This window comes from Elioraea thermophila (ex Habib et al. 2022) (assembly GCF_003336755.1).
GTDB classification, from domain to species: Bacteria; Pseudomonadota; Alphaproteobacteria; order Acetobacterales; family Acetobacteraceae; genus Elioraea; species Elioraea thermophila.
Genome location: NZ_QMDI01000002.1, coordinates 1,037,448 through 1,051,204 on the forward strand (window position 1 = coordinate 1,037,448; position 13,757 = coordinate 1,051,204).

14 protein-coding genes are annotated in these 13,757 nt (G+C 70.9%); 7 read left to right on the forward strand and 7 right to left on the reverse strand.

What is annotated here, in order from left to right; translation table 11 throughout:
• Positions 1 to 26 precede the first annotated feature (26 nt).
• Positions 27 to 671 carry a DUF2889 domain-containing protein gene (locus DWB05_RS06720; protein ID WP_114376230.1) on the forward strand — a complete coding sequence of 215 codons (645 nt, stop codon included), beginning with the start codon at positions 27 to 29 and terminating at the stop codon, positions 669 to 671.
• A 543-nt stretch (positions 672 to 1,214) separates the two neighbouring features.
• Here the strand turns inward: DWB05_RS06720 and DWB05_RS06725 are convergent.
• Positions 1,215 to 1,532: a ribbon-helix-helix domain-containing protein gene (locus DWB05_RS06725; RefSeq protein WP_114376233.1), complete on the reverse strand. Its 318-nt coding sequence runs from the start codon at positions 1,530 to 1,532 to the stop codon at positions 1,215 to 1,217.
• Between the two features lie 74 nt (positions 1,533 to 1,606).
• Entirely contained in the window at positions 1,607 to 1,909 is a 303-nt protein-coding gene (locus DWB05_RS06730) for a BolA family protein (protein WP_114376235.1), read from the reverse strand.
• 54 nt (positions 1,910 to 1,963) lie between these two features.
• Here DWB05_RS06730 and DWB05_RS06735 point away from each other — a divergent pair, with 54 nt between their 5' ends.
• The 4 genes from DWB05_RS06735 (at position 1,964) to hydA (ending at position 7,021) form a co-directional block, all read left to right on the forward strand.
• Complete coding sequence (locus tag DWB05_RS06735; protein WP_114376237.1) at positions 1,964 to 2,533, forward strand: J domain-containing protein; 570 nt, start codon at positions 1,964 to 1,966, stop codon at positions 2,531 to 2,533.
• Positions 2,534 to 2,609: 76 nt separating this feature from the next.
• A complete protein-coding gene (gene cobS, locus DWB05_RS06740; protein ID WP_114376239.1) occupies positions 2,610 to 3,620 on the forward strand; it encodes a cobaltochelatase subunit CobS in 1,011 nt (336 codons plus the stop codon).
• 8 nt (positions 3,621 to 3,628) lie between these two features.
• On the forward strand, positions 3,629 to 5,500 hold the full coding sequence (cobT, locus tag DWB05_RS06745; protein WP_114376242.1) for a cobaltochelatase subunit CobT: 1,872 nt from the start codon (positions 3,629 to 3,631) through the stop codon (positions 5,498 to 5,500).
• Between the two features lie 81 nt (positions 5,501 to 5,581).
• Positions 5,582 to 7,021, forward strand: coding sequence for a dihydropyrimidinase (gene hydA / locus DWB05_RS06750; RefSeq protein ID WP_114376244.1), 1,440 nt, complete (start codon positions 5,582 to 5,584; stop codon positions 7,019 to 7,021).
• 12 nt (positions 7,022 to 7,033) lie between these two features.
• Here hydA and tgt read toward each other — a convergent pair whose 3' ends face one another.
• The 4 genes from tgt to DWB05_RS06770 form a co-directional block, all read right to left on the reverse strand.
• Entirely contained in the window at positions 7,034 to 8,260 is a 1,227-nt protein-coding gene (gene tgt, locus DWB05_RS06755; RefSeq protein ID WP_114376247.1) for a tRNA guanosine(34) transglycosylase Tgt, read from the reverse strand.
• On the reverse strand, positions 8,257 to 9,030 hold the full coding sequence (locus DWB05_RS06760; protein WP_114376249.1) for a queuosine precursor transporter: 774 nt from the start codon (positions 9,028 to 9,030) through the stop codon (positions 8,257 to 8,259). The genes tgt and DWB05_RS06760 overlap by 4 nt, the downstream gene beginning before the upstream one ends.
• 67 nt (positions 9,031 to 9,097) lie before the next feature.
• Complete coding sequence (gene rpmB / locus DWB05_RS06765; protein WP_114376251.1) at positions 9,098 to 9,391, reverse strand: 50S ribosomal protein L28; 294 nt, start codon at positions 9,389 to 9,391, stop codon at positions 9,098 to 9,100.
• Between the two features lie 98 nt (positions 9,392 to 9,489).
• Entirely contained in the window at positions 9,490 to 9,756 is a 267-nt protein-coding gene (locus DWB05_RS06770) for a hypothetical protein (protein WP_114376598.1), read from the reverse strand.
• A 122-nt stretch (positions 9,757 to 9,878) separates the two neighbouring features.
• Between DWB05_RS06770 and DWB05_RS06775 the strand changes: the two genes are divergently transcribed.
• Entirely contained in the window at positions 9,879 to 10,862 is a 984-nt protein-coding gene (locus tag DWB05_RS06775) for a zinc-dependent alcohol dehydrogenase family protein (RefSeq protein ID WP_114376253.1), read from the forward strand.
• Between the two features lie 24 nt (positions 10,863 to 10,886).
• Here the strand turns inward: DWB05_RS06775 and DWB05_RS06780 are convergent, their stop codons facing one another.
• The gene (locus tag DWB05_RS06780) at positions 10,887 to 12,737 is read right to left on the reverse strand and encodes an ABCB family ABC transporter ATP-binding protein/permease (RefSeq protein ID WP_114376255.1); all 1,851 of its coding nucleotides are present in this window, start codon (positions 12,735 to 12,737) and stop codon (positions 10,887 to 10,889) included.
• Between the two features lie 87 nt (positions 12,738 to 12,824).
• Between DWB05_RS06780 and DWB05_RS06785 the strand changes: the two genes are divergently transcribed.
• Positions 12,825 to 13,748, forward strand: coding sequence for an NUDIX hydrolase (locus tag DWB05_RS06785; protein ID WP_232818421.1), 924 nt, complete (start codon positions 12,825 to 12,827; stop codon positions 13,746 to 13,748).
• The last annotated feature ends 9 nt before the right edge of the window (positions 13,749 to 13,757 follow it).

A 13,757-nucleotide genomic window follows, 5' to 3' on the forward strand; every position in this document is an offset into this window, starting at 1 on the left:
CCCGCACCGCAGGCGCGGAGGTAGAGATGCCGCTGAGCGAGCCAGAGCCGCGAGAGAAGTTGCACACCCGTACCATCGTCCTCGAGGGCTACAGGCGGGCGGATGGGCTGTTCGACGTCGAGGCGCGGCTGACCGACACCAAGAGCTACGGCTTCGCCAACGAGGATCGCGGGCGGATCGAGCCGGGCGAGCCGCTGCATGGCATGCTGATGCGCCTGACCATCGATGCCGAGATGCGCGTGGTCGCTTGCGAGGCGAACACGGAGTACGCGCCCTATGCGATCTGCCCCGCCATCACGCCGAATTTCGCCGCCCTTGCCGGGCTCAGGATCGGGCCCGGCTGGATGCGGGCGGTGCGCGAGCGCGTGGGCGGGGTGAAGGGCTGCACGCACCTCGTCGAACTGCTCGGGCCGATGGCGACGGTGGCCTTCCAGACCCTGGTCGTGCTCCGCCGCGAGGCGCCGGTGGACGAGAGCCGCCCGCCGGCTTTGCTCAACACCTGTCATGCCTACGCCGCCGACAGCCCGGTGGTGGCGCGGCGCTGGCCGCGCTTCGCGCAAGCCGAGCGGGCGGCTGCGCAGCACGAGCCGGCAAGCCGGCAGGTGCTGGAAGGCAGCGCGGACGACGATCCCCGCGACGTGCAGGCGGCTGGCAGCGCCGCCGCCGGCTGAGCCGCGGCGACGGCCGCGGTGCGACGCGGCCACGCGCTCGGGCGGGACTCGCCAACGCCTCCAGGACGTCCGTCGCCGTCTGCCGAGGTTGCTCCAAGGTCGCCCCGGTTGCGGCCGACAGGGCTTGGCGGCGCGCGTCGTGGGCAGCGCGGAGAAGAGCGTGGTCAGGAGAAGCGGCGGGACGCGGCTGCCACCGGCTTCGTTAGGGCTGATCGACTGCCATCCCGGCGAGCGAGGACGCGCCCTGGCACTTCATGCGGCGCCCCCTCCCTGCGGCAACACTGGGAGCCCCGAGCGGTAGATCCGGAGTTTGCCTCTCCGTTCATGCGGCTCATGCGGCGCACCCTCCCTGCGGCAACGCATCCCGCGAACCCTGCACGCACGCGGCGACGAGTCGCGTCAACTTGGCGCAAAGCCGCGCAAAGCCTGCGCCACCCCGGCCGAGCAGCCACTCGCAAGCGCCGCCGGCAGGCAAGGAGCCGTCAGCGACGACGCTGATCAGCGAGCGACTTCGCCGCCGCCGCCGTAAGCCCGGGCGATCCCTCAGGCCGCGGCCCGCGCTTCGGCGCCGCGTCGTCCGTTGCTGCGACGAGGGGTTTCCGCCGCCCTGCCATGCCCGGCCGCGGCATGCCCCTCCTCGGTCGCCGCGGCGCGGAAGTATTGCAGGATGAACACGCGCATGGCGGAGGTGCGACCGCCCGGAAAGCCGGTGCGCTCCAGGCGGCGGCAGAGCTCGGACGGCGTGGTGCCCTCGCGGCGGCAAATCTCCGCCAGCGCATCCCACAGCTCCGGCTCGAGCCGCATCGAGGTGCGGCCGCGCTCGGCGACGATGTTGCGGTTGACGAGTGTGCTTCTCGACATGAACCAACCCTCCGTGCGGGGTGGATCATGGCGGCGAAAGCCTTAAACCAAGGTTGAGGCGAGACGAAACCGCTTCACGCCTCGCCGGGGGCGCGCAAATCGAGGCTCAGCGCGTGCAGCCCGGTCGCGAATTCGCGGGCCAGCGCCTCGTGCACGGCGCGCGAGCGGGCAAGCCGCGACAAGCCGGCGAAGCGGGCCGAGACCATGCGCACGCGGTAATGGGTTTCGCCCGCCTCCTGCGACCGCCCGGGCGCGTTCTCGCCGATCCGATGCGCATGCTTGGCATGCCGCGCACTTTCGTCGACGATCTCGAGCAGCTCGGGCGCGAAGGCATGGGTCAGCAGACGCTCGATGCGCTCCGCGCGCGTTTCGCTCATGCGACACCCCGTCCGTTTCTTGCAGCGTCCGACCCCCGCCGCCATAACAAGGCAATGCGCAGCACCGCTGCAAGAACCCGGCGCTACTACGTGCCCGACCCGCGGGCCGAAGCCGAGCCGCGCGTCTGCGACTCGCCCGGTTGCACCGAGCCCGGCGCCTTCCGCGCACCCAAGTCGCGCGAGGCGCTGGATCAGTACTGGTGGTTCTGCCTCGAACACGTGCGCGAGTACAACCGCGCCTGGGACTACTACAAGGGCATGACGCCGGCCCAGATCGAGGCGGAACTGCGTCGCGACACGACGTGGCGCCGGCCCTCCTGGCCGCTCGGGCGGCTCGGCGCGCTCGATGAGGCGCTGGCGGATCCGCTCGGTCTCCTGGCCCGGCGTCGCACGCGCCCGACCCCGCCGGCAGAGGAGGCACCGCCCGCCTTGCGCCGGCCGCTCGCCGTGCTCGGCCTCGGCTGGCCGGTCGCACGCGAGGACGTGAAGAAGCGCTACAAGGCGCTCGCCCTCGCCCACCATCCGGACCGGCACGGCGGTTCGCCGGAGGCGGAGGAAAAACTAAAGGAAATCAACGCCGCCTACGCTGCGGTGATGCGCGCGCTCAAGCCCGCGCAGGGCTGAGGCCGCCGCGGCACGGCCTTCGCATCCCCCGCCCGGGGGTCTACACTGTGCCCTCCATGATGACTGGACAGAACGGATGAACACGGTGACGCAGCTTGCGGATGCACGGCCGACCTCGGCCATCGACCTGCCCGACATCCGCGTGCGCGTGGATCAGACCTTCGGCTTCCCCTCGGACATGGAGGTGCCCGCCTTCTCGGTGCGCACCGAACACGTGCCCGACCTCGATGAGGCCTATCGGTTCGATCGCGAGACGACCTTGGCGATCCTGGCTGGCTTCGCCTACAACCGCCGCGTGATGGTTCAGGGCTATCACGGCACCGGAAAATCGACCCACATCGAACAAGTGGCGGCCCGGCTGAATTGGCCCTGCATTCGGGTGAACCTCGACTCCCACATCTCGCGCATCGACCTGATCGGCAAGGATGCGATCGTACTGCGCGACGGCAAGCAGGTGACCGAGTTCCGCGAAGGCATCCTGCCCTGGGCGCTGCAGCACCCCTGCGCGCTCGTGTTCGACGAGTACGACGCCGGCCGCCCCGACGTGATGTTCGTCATCCAACGCGTGCTCGAGGTCGAGGGCAAGCTCACGCTGCTCGACCAGAACCGGGTCATCCGGCCGCACCCCGCGTTCCGCCTGTTCGCCACCGCCAACACGGTGGGGCTCGGCGACACCACGGGGCTCTACCACGGCACGCAGCAGATCAACCAGGGTCAGATGGACCGCTGGAACATCGTCGCCACCCTCAACTACCTGCCGCAGGAGCAGGAGGTGGAGATCGTGATGGCGAAGCTGAAGATCGACCCGAACGATCAGGCAGCGAAGAAGCGCATCAAGGCGATGGTCGCGCTTGCCGACCTCACGCGCGCGGGCTTCATCAACGGCGACATCTCCACCGTGATGAGCCCGCGCACGGTGATCACCTGGGCCGAGAACGCGCGCATCTTCGGCGACCTCGCCTTCGCCTTCCGCGTCACCTTCCTCAACAAGTGCGACGAGGCGGAGCGCGCCACCGTCGCCGAGTACTACCAGCGCTGCTTCAACGAGGAACTGCCGGTGGGGCTGTCGCCCCGCCGGGCGGCCTGACGGAGGCGATGTCCAACCCCGACGCGGCCCGCGCCGAGGAGTTTCGCCGCGCCACCGCCGGCGTGGTGCGGGCGCTTGCGCACCGTGCCGACATCGAAGTGGCCTTCGCGCCCGGCGCTCCCGGGATCGCCGGCAAACGGGCACGGCTGCCGCTCCCGTCGCGCGCCCTGCCGCCGGCCGAGATCGCGCGCGTGCGCGGGGCGGCGGATGCGGTGGCGCTGAGACTTGCGCATCACGACGAGGCCACCCACGCCCGCCTCGCCCCCGCCCGGCGCGAGGCGCGCGAGATCTACGACCTCCTGGAACAGGCGCGCTGCGAGGCGATCGGCGCCCGGGCCATGCCCGGGGTCGCCGCCAACCTGCGCGCGCGGCTCGCCGAGCAGTGCGAGGCGGAAGGCTACGATCGCATGGTGCGCAAGGAGCAGCTGCCACTTGCGCGCGCGATCGACCTCCTCGCGCGCGAGGCGCTTTCCGGCCAGCCTCTGCCCGAAGCCGCCCGCCGCATCGTCGAGCTCTGGCGCCCGCACCTGCCGAAGAGCGCGCTCACCGCGATCGAGCAGCTCAGCAGCTGCGCGGCGGACCAGGACGCCTTCGCCCGCGTCGCCAGGCGCCTCCTCTCCGCCCTCGACCTCGCCGAGGACGTTGCGGAAGCGGAAGAGGAGAACCGGGCCCAGGACGAGGAGGACGAAGGCGAGGAGCAGGGCGACCAGCAGGACGAGGAGCAGCGCAGCGCGGGCGCGGCCGAAGCCGAGTCGCTGCCCGGGGCGCGCGAGGAGGAGGCCGAAGGCGAAGCGCAGCCCATCGAGGCGGCGGAACAGCGCGAGGACGAAGGCTCGGCCTCGGACGGCGACGAGCGCCCGGCGGGACCGCAGGCGCGGCGCGACCCGCCGCTCGATGCCGACGACACGCGCTATCGCGCCTTCACCCGCCAGTTCGACGAGGAGGTCGCGGCCTCCGACCTCTGCGACCCCGATGAACTCGCCCGGCTGCGCGCTCAGCTCGATCAGCAGCTGCAGCACCTGCAGGGCGTGGTCACCAAGCTCGCCAACCGCCTGCAGCGGCGGCTGATGGCGCAGCAACAGCGCTCCTGGGAATTCGACCTCGAGGAAGGGCTGCTCGATGTCTCGCGGCTCGCCCGCGTGGTGGCGAACCCGATGCACTCGCTCTCCTACAAGCGCGAACGCGATACCGAGTTCCGCGACACCATCGTCACGCTGCTGATCGACAACTCGGGCTCGATGCGCGGCCGGCCCATCACGGTCGCCGCGATGAGTGCGGACATCCTCGCCCGCACGCTGGAGCGCTGCGGGGTGAAGGTGGAGATCCTCGGCTTCACCACCCGCGCCTGGAAGGGCGGGCAGAGCCGCGAACGCTGGGTGCAGGAAGGCAAGAAGCGCAACCCCGGCCGACTGAACGATCTCCGGCACATCATCTACAAGGAGGCCGACGCGCCCTGGCGCCGGGCGCGCAAGAACCTCGGCCTGATGCTGCGCGAGGGCCTCCTGAAGGAGAACATCGACGGCGAGGCGCTGGAGTGGGCCTATCGCCGCCTCCTTGCCCGTCCCGAACACCGCAAGATCCTGATGGTGATCTCGGACGGCGCGCCGGTCGACGACTCCACCCTCTCCGTCAACCCCGGCAACTATCTCGAGCGGCATCTGCGCGACGTGATCCGCCGAGTCGATCGCGAGGGGCTGATCGAGGTGGTGGCGATCGGCATCGGCCACGACGTCACGCGCTACTACCGTCGTGCGGTCACCATCGTCGATGCCGAGGAACTGGGGGGCACGATGATGAAGCAGCTCGCCGACCTGTTCGACGAGGATGCCGCGCGCGCCTGGCAGCGTGCCGCTGCCGAGCGAGCGCCGCTGGTCGCCTGAGGCGGCCTGCGCGCCTGGTCGTCGGCGAGCGGGGCGAGCGGACCGCACACGGATCGTTGCCAGAGGGAAGCGAGGGGAGCAATGACGTTCGATCTCGTGGTGCGCGGCGGCACGGTGGTGACCGCGGCGGATGCCGTGCGTGCCGACATCGGGATCGCGGGCGGACGGATCGTTGCGCTCGCGGAAAACCTGCCGGCCGAGGGCGAGGTCCTGGATGCGGGCGGACTCCACGTGCTGCCGGGCGGGGTGGACAGCCATTGCCACATCGAACAGCCGGAAGCGGACGGCACGGTGCACGAGGAGAGTTTCGTCACTGCCTCGGCTTCGGCCTTCGCCGGCGGCACGACCAGCGTGATCTGCTTCATCCCGCAGTTCCGCGGCCACCCGATCGGGCCAACCTTCGACGACTACCGCCTTCGCGCGCGCAAGGCGATGGTGGACTACGCCTTCCATCAGATCGTCACCGACCCGACCGAGGAGGTGGTGGAGAAGGAGCTGCCCGCGCTCGTCGCGCACGGCGTGCGCTCGTTCAAGGTGTTCCTCACCTACGATCCGCTGCACATCGACGACGCGCAATACTTGCGCGTTCTCACCGCCGCGCGTCGCCTCGGCGCCTTCGTCACCGTGCACTGCGAGAACTACCACGCGATCAACTTCCTCACCGAACGGCTGCTCGCGCGCGGCATGACCGCACCGAAGTATCACGCCTGGTCGCGCCCGCCCGTGGTCGAGCGCGAGGCGACCCACCGCGCCATCGCGCTTGCCGAGCTGCTCGGTCAGCCGATCCAGATCTTCCACGTCTCCTGTGCGGAAGCCGCCGAGGAGATCGCGCGCGCCAAGGCGCGCGGGGTCGCGGTTTGGGGCGAGACCTGCCCGCAATACCTCACCCTCACCGCCGCCGACATGGACCGCCCCGGCTTCGAGGGGGCGAAGTTCATGTGCAGCCCCGCCCCGCGGGGGCCGGAGGAGCACGAGCGGATCTGGCGCTACATCCGCAGCCGTGTGCTCGACGTCGTCACCTCCGACCACTGTGGATTCAGCTACGAGGGCGATCGCGGCAAGGCACGCCACGGCCGCGCCGCACCCTTCCGCGACGTACCGAACGGCATTCCGGGGCTGGCCGCGCGGCTGCCCATCCTCTTCTCGGAGGGCGTGGCGAAGGGACGGATCGACATCACCGATTTCGTCGCGCTCACCGCCACCAACCCCGCACGCCTGTTCGGGCTGGCACCCCGCAAGGGCACGATCGCGATCGGAGCGGATGCCGACCTCGTGCTGTGGGATACGACGAAGCGCGTGCGCCTGACCAACGAGATGATGCGCCATGCCATCGACTACACGCCCTACGAGGGGCTCGAGGTGACGGGATGGCCGGTGGCGACGGTGCGGCGCGGCGAGGTGGTCATGCGCGAGGGCTCGGTGCAGGCGGAAGCAGGCTCCGGGCGCTACTTGGCGCGCGGGCCCTATGCGTTGCCGAAGCCGCTCATTCCCTTCCCGAACGGGTTCGATCCGCTCGGCTGAAGCGGCAGGGCGTCAGGCGGAAAGCCGCACGCCCCACTCGGCTGCCGCCTCGCGCACCCGCCCGGCCGCGATCGCCGCCCGCACCTCTGCCATCAGCCGCATCATGAAGCGGATGTTGTGCTGGGTGATCAGCCACAGCCCGAGGAGTTCGCCGGTCTTCAGCAGGTGGTGGAGATAGGCGCGCGCGTAGCCGCCCGCGCAGGCCGGGCAGTCGCAGCCTTCCTCCAGCACACGCGCATCGTCGCGGAAACGCGCGTTGCGCAGGTTGAGGTGATCGCGGCCGTCCACGCCCTCATCCTCCACGTTGCGCACGAGCGCCCCGCCGTGGCGGGCGATGCGGGTCGGGTGGACGCAGTCGAAGGTGTCGACGCCCTGCGCGACCCCGTGCCAGATGTCCGCCACCTGGCCGATGCCGAGCAGGTGAATGGGCCTGTCCTCGCGCAACAGCGGGGCCTGGAAGGCGACCACGGCGTGCATCTGCTCTCGCGTCGCGCCGAGCGAGTCGCCGATGGCGTGGCCGAAGAAGTCCTCGCCGTTGACGAAATCCGCCGCCGCCCGGCGCAGGTCCTCGTGCACGTGCCCCCCCGCGATGCCGTAGAGCGCCTGCGGGCCCTCCGTCCCCATCCCGCCTGCGGCGTCGAAGGCGGCGAGGCTTCTGCGGCTCCAGCGGAAGGTGCGCTCGAGGGCGCGCGCGACGTAGTCGCGCTCGGCGTGGTAGGGCGTGCACTCGTCGAGCACGACGACGAGATCGGCCCCGAGCGCGGCCTGGATCGCCAGCGACCGTTCGGGGGTGAGTTCCTGCACGCTGCCGTCGATATAGGAGCGGAACGTCGCCCCCCGCTCCTCGATCCGGATCAGCGTCGCCTCGCCGGCCTGCGCCCGGTTCCCCTTCACCTCGGCCGCGACCCCGCCATGGCCCATGGAGAAGATCTGAAAGCCGCCCGAGTCGGTCAGCATCGGGCCCTGCCAGCCCGTCATGCGATGAAGCCCGCCGAGCCGCGCCACCCGCTCCGCGCCGGGGGCGAGCATCAAATGGTAGGTGTTCGCGAGCACGATCTGCGCGCCGAGCGCGCGCGCCTCCGCCATGGTCGCCGCCTTCAGGGCACCGCGCGTCGCACAGAGGATGAAATTGGGCGTCTCGACCACGCCGTGCGGGGTGGCGAGGAGACCGAGGCGGGCGCGCGTCGCCGCATCGCGCGCGATCACGCGCCAGGAGAACGCCGCGTAACGCCCGCTCATCCCCGCGCGACGAGGGGTGCGACGCGTCCGCCCGCGTACATGAACGGCGTGTCGAAAAGCGCAAGCAGCACGCGCTGCAGCCACGCGCCGAGGATGTAGGAGCGGATAAGCGCCTCCCACGGCACCGGGTCGGCGGCGAAGAGGCGGAAGGCGAGCACCGAGAAGATCGTGTTGTCGATCAGCGCCGCGACGATGGTGGAGAGGTTGTTGCGCAGCCAGAGGTGTCGCCCACGCGTGGCGAGCCGCAGGGCGCCGAACAGGCGGATGTCGAGCATCTGCGAGGTGAGGAAGGCGACGATGCCGGCGGCGAAGAAGGCCGGGGCGGGGCTGAAGATCGCGGCGAGATGGTCGTGGAAGGGGAGCGCCCAGGCGAGGCCCTCGCCGGCCTCCTCCGCCGAGAGCGGACGGTAGCCGAGCGCGAGCAGCATCAAGACCGTCATCGCGAGATGGGCGGAGAAGCCGAGCCACACGCCCTGGCGGGCTTCGCGTTCGCCGAAGTGCTCGGTCAGCAGGTCGGTGGCGAGATAGGTGGAGGCGAACACCACCGTTCCTTCCGCCACCGGCCCGGGGAAGAGGGTGAAGGGTACCACCTTCAACACCTGCAGGTTGGCGGCGATCACCGCCACCGCGATCCACACCTTCAGCCCGGCCGCGCCGCCGAGGCGAAGCAGGGCGAGCGGCCCCGTGTAGGCGGCGGCGAGCATCATCGCCCACACCGCCTCGGGCGGGAGGGTGTGGAGTGCCGCAATCAGGCCGGCGGGGGAGAGCATGCGCGTGCGATGAACGAAAACGGCCCGCGCGCGGGCGGGCCGGGCCGCAAAGGGGCGACGGCTCGGCTCAGGCCGCCCGCTTCGCCTTGGCGCGCTCGATGCGACGCTTCAGCTCCAGCGCCTCGGCCGACAGCTTGCGATCCGGCGTGGAGAGCAGCCAGGCGTCGAGCCCGCCATTGTGCTCGATCGTCTTGATGCCGCGCGTGGACAGGCGCAGCCGCACCGTGGTGCCCAGGATGTCGCTCATCAGCGACGTCTCCTGCAGGTTGGGCAGGAAGCGGCGGCGGGTCTTGTTGTTGGCGTGGCTGACGTTGTTGCCGGTCAGCACGCCCTTGCCGGTGACGCTGCAACGACGCGCCATGGCACACTCCTCGATCAGGTCGGGTCGCGACGAACAGGGGCCGGGCGCACGAAGCGTCCCGGCAGAGCCGCGCTCTCTACGCTCCGGCCGCCGTGCGGTCAAGCGGAGCGGCCATCCACCGCGGCCCCGCCCTGCAGCTCGCGCAACTCGCCGGCGCGCACGGCGGCGATCGCGTTCTCCAGCACCCGGATCACCGCCGGCTCGTCGAGCATGCGCGAGAGGATGCCGATCGCGCCCCCCAACAGGGCAGAGGCCGCCGAGAGAGGGCCGATGTTGCGCTCCATCATGGTCGCGATCGCCTGATCGACCACCGAGCCCGCCAGGCTCAGATCCTCCGGTGCCTCACCCATCGGGTCGGCTTGCATCGACACCACCTCCCGCTCCCTCAGCGCCTGACAGATGGGAACCGCCCCGGCTTGGCGAAACCCCCAGCCGCGCATGACGGGCAGCGGGGCGTTACACTCGGGCCATGACGACGGGACGGACCATGCGCGCGATGCTGTGCGAGGGGCCGGGCCAGCCGTTGCGGCTCGCCTGCCTGCCGGTGCCCCAGCCCGGGGCGGGCCAGGTATTGGTGCGCGTCGCGGCCTGTGCGGTGTGCCGCACCGACCTGCACGTGGTGGACGGCGATCTGCCGCCCGCCAAGCCTGCCGTGATCCCCGGGCACGAGATCGTCGGCCGGATCGAGGCGCTGGGCGAGGGGGTGACGGGCCTGCGGATCGGCGACCGCGTGGGGATCCCGTGGCTCGGCTGGACCTGCGGGGATTGCCGCTTCTGCCGAGCGGGGCGCGAGAACCTCTGCGAGCGCGCGCGCTTCACCGGCTGGCAGATCGACGGCGGCTACGCCGAGTACGCCGTGGCCGATGCGCGCTACTGCCTGCCGATCCCGCCCGAGTACGACGACGTCGCCGCCGCCCCGCTCCTCTGCGCCGGGCTGATCGGACATCGCGCCCTGCGCATGGCGGGGGAGGCGCGCCGGCTCGGCCTCTATGGCTTCGGCGCGGCGGCGCACATCATCGCCCAGGTGGCGCGGTTCGAGGGGCGCGAGGTCTACGCCTTCACCCGCCCGGGTGATGTCGAGGCGCAGGCCTTCGCGCGCAGCCTCGGCGCGGTGTGGGCGGGAGGATCGGACGAGCAGCCGCCCGCGCCGCTCGAGGCGGCGATCCTGTTCGCCCCCGTCGGGGCGCTGGTGCCGGCCGCACTGCGGGCGGTGGAGGCCGGCGGGGTGGTGGTGTGCGCGGGCATCCACATGAGCGACATCCCGTCCTTCCCCTATGAGATCCTTTGGAAGGAACGCGTGGTGCGCTCGGTCGCCAACCTCACCCGGCAGGACGGGCTCGATTTCCTCGCCCTCGCCCCCCGCGTGCCGGTGCGGACGGAGACGGAGACCCTGCCGCTTGCGGCCGCCGATGAGGCACTTGATCGGCTGCGCGGCGGCCGCGTGACGGGAGCGCTCGTGCTGGTGCCGTAACGGACACGCCGGCGATCGCCGCCGTCAGTCCGCCGCCACCGAGAGCGTGCCCTCGCGCGCTTCCGCCGCCTCGCCCTCCGCCGCCTCGGCCTGGCGTCGCCACATCTCGGCATAGAGCCCGTCGCGCGCGAGCAGCGCCTCGTGCGTGCCGCGTTCGACGATGCGGCCCTGATCCAGCACCAGGATCTCGTCCGCGTCCATCACGGTGGAGAGCCGGTGCGCGATGACGAGGGTGGTGCGGTTGCGCGCGAGCTCCTTCAGGTTGGCCTGGATCTCGCGTTCCGTGCGCGTATCGAGGGCGGAGGTCGCCTCGTCGAAGATCAGGATCGGCGGATTCTTCAGGATGGTGCGCGCAATCGCCACGCGCTGCTTCTCGCCACCCGAGAGCTTGAGACCACGCTCGCCCACACGGGTGTCGTAGCCGTCGGGGGTGGAGACGACGAAGTCGTGGATGCGGGCGAGCCTGGCCGCCTCCTCCACCTCGGCGTCCGTCGCGTCGGGCCGCCCGTAGCGGATGTTGTAGCGGATGGTGTCGTTGAACAGCACGGTGTCCTGCGGCACGATGCCGATGGCGCGGCGAAGGCTGTCCTGCGTGACGGTGCGGATGTCCTGCCCGTCGATCAGGATCCGCCCCGACCAGACGTCGTAGAAGCGGAACAACAGGCGCGAGATCGTCGATTTGCCTGCGCCCGAGGCACCGACGATGGCGACCGTCCTGCCCGGCGGGACGACGAACGACACGCCGTGCAGGATCTCGCGATCCGGCCGATAGCCGAAGCGCACATCCTCAAACCGCACTTCGCCCGCACGCACCGCGAGCGGTTTCGCATCCGGCGCATCCGCGATCTCGCGCTCCTCGGCCAGCAGCCGGAACATCGCCTCCATGTCGACGAGGCCTTGCTTGATCTCGCGATAGGCGAAGCCCAAGAAGTTGAGGGGAATGTAGAGCTGCAGCATCACGGTGTTGGCGAGCACGAAATCGCCGACCGTGGTGGTGCCGGCGAGCACGCCCCGTGCCGCGAGCAGCATCACCGCCGTCACACCGATGGCGATGATCGCCGCCTGGCCGAGGTTCAGCAGGTTCAGCGTCACCTGGCTCTTCACCGCCGCCTCCTCGTAGCGGCGCAGTGCGGCCTCGTAGCGGCGCGCCTCGTGCTCCTCGTTGTTGAAGTACTTCACGGTCTCGTAGTTCAGGAGCGAATCGATCGCCTTCGCGTTCGCCGCCTGGTCGGTCTCGTTCATCGCGCGACGGAACTTCACCCGCCACTCGGTGAACAGCAGGGTGAAGGCGACGTAGACGACGAGGGTGGTGAAGACGATGACGGCGAACAGGGGCCCGAGCACGGCCCACACCACGCCGGTGGCGAGCAGGATCTCGACCAGGGTCGGGATGGTGTTGAAGAGGGCGAAGCGGAGCACCGTCTCGATGCCGCGCACGCCACGTTCGACCATGCGCGAGAGGCCGCCCGTCTGGCGGTCGAGATGGAACCGCAACGACAGCGCGTGCAGGTGGCGGAAGGTGGCGAGCCCCACGGTGCGGATCGCCGCCTGTGCGACGCGCGCGAACACGGCATCCCTCAGCTCCTGGAAGCCCGAGGCGGCGAGGCGCAAGAGCCCGTAGCCGAGGACGAGGGCGAAAGGCACGGCGACGAGGGGGGCCTCGCGCGGGGCGAGCGCATCCACCGCGGCGGCGAGCACCAGCGGCACGCCGACGGTCGCCACCTTGGCGCAAGCGAGGAAGACGAGAGCGGCGACGACGCGCAGGCGCAGGCCCGCATCGTCCTTCGGCCAGAGATAGGGCAGCAGGGTGATGATCGTATCGAGATGCGACCGCTCGGGGGCGCGCCCCCGACCGGCCGGCGCGTCGGCGGTCATCCCGCCATCCTGGACGTGTTTCACGTGTGTGGCTCCGTTCCGCCCGGCACCATGTCGTGCGGCGGGCGCCGGCGCAAAGGGAGGGGGATGCATCCCTCCCATCGCGGCCCATCCTGGCGCATGGTGGTGCTGATGGACCTCGGCCCCTTCTTCCGCCACCTCGCCCGCTGCAACGATCTTGTTTCGCTCGAGGGCTTCCTGCCGTTCCACATCGGCGGCCGGCGGGTCGGCTGGGTCGCGCCCGAGACGGCCGAAGCGCTTGGTCCCGCGCGCGAGATCGTGCGCGAGGGCGCGACCCTCGCGCTTACGCCCTCGGCGCGGACACCTGCCGAACGGACCGAGGCGCTGGCCGCCTTGGCCGACCGTCTGCTGGCGCGCGGGCTGATCCCCCGCCTGCGCGGCGAGCTCTACGACGTGCGGGCCGAGAGGGGCGGCGAGAGCCTCGCCAGGATCGACCGCGCCGCCATCCCGGCCTTCGGCATCGCCGCCGAGGGTGTGCACGCGAACGGGCTGGTGCGGCGGCCGGAGGGGCTGTTCGTCTGGATCGGCGAGCGCGCGGCTGACAAGACGATTGCGCCCGGCAAGCGCGATACGCTGATCGGCGGCGGCATCGCGGCGGGCGAAACGGCGCTCTCCACCCTGATCAAGGAGGCGGACGAGGAGGCGTCGATCCCGGCCGAGCTTGCCGCCACCGCCCGCCCGGTGGGATGCGTGCGTTATCGCATGGCGTGGACCGAGCCGGGCCAGGCGCGGGGCATGCGGCGCGACACGCTGCACCTGTTCGACCTCGACCTGCCGGAGGGGTTCGTCCCCCGCCCCAACGACGGCGAGGTGGCGCGCTTCGAGCTCCTCCCCATCTCCGAGGTGGTCCGCCTCGTTCGCGACACGGACGACTTCAAGTTCAACATTCCCCTCGTCCTGATCGACCTCTTCCTGCGCGAGGGGCTCATCCCACCAGGAGAAGGGGTGGGGCGGCTGCGCGCCGCGCTCGAGCGCTGTTCAGCGATCTGAGACGGCCGG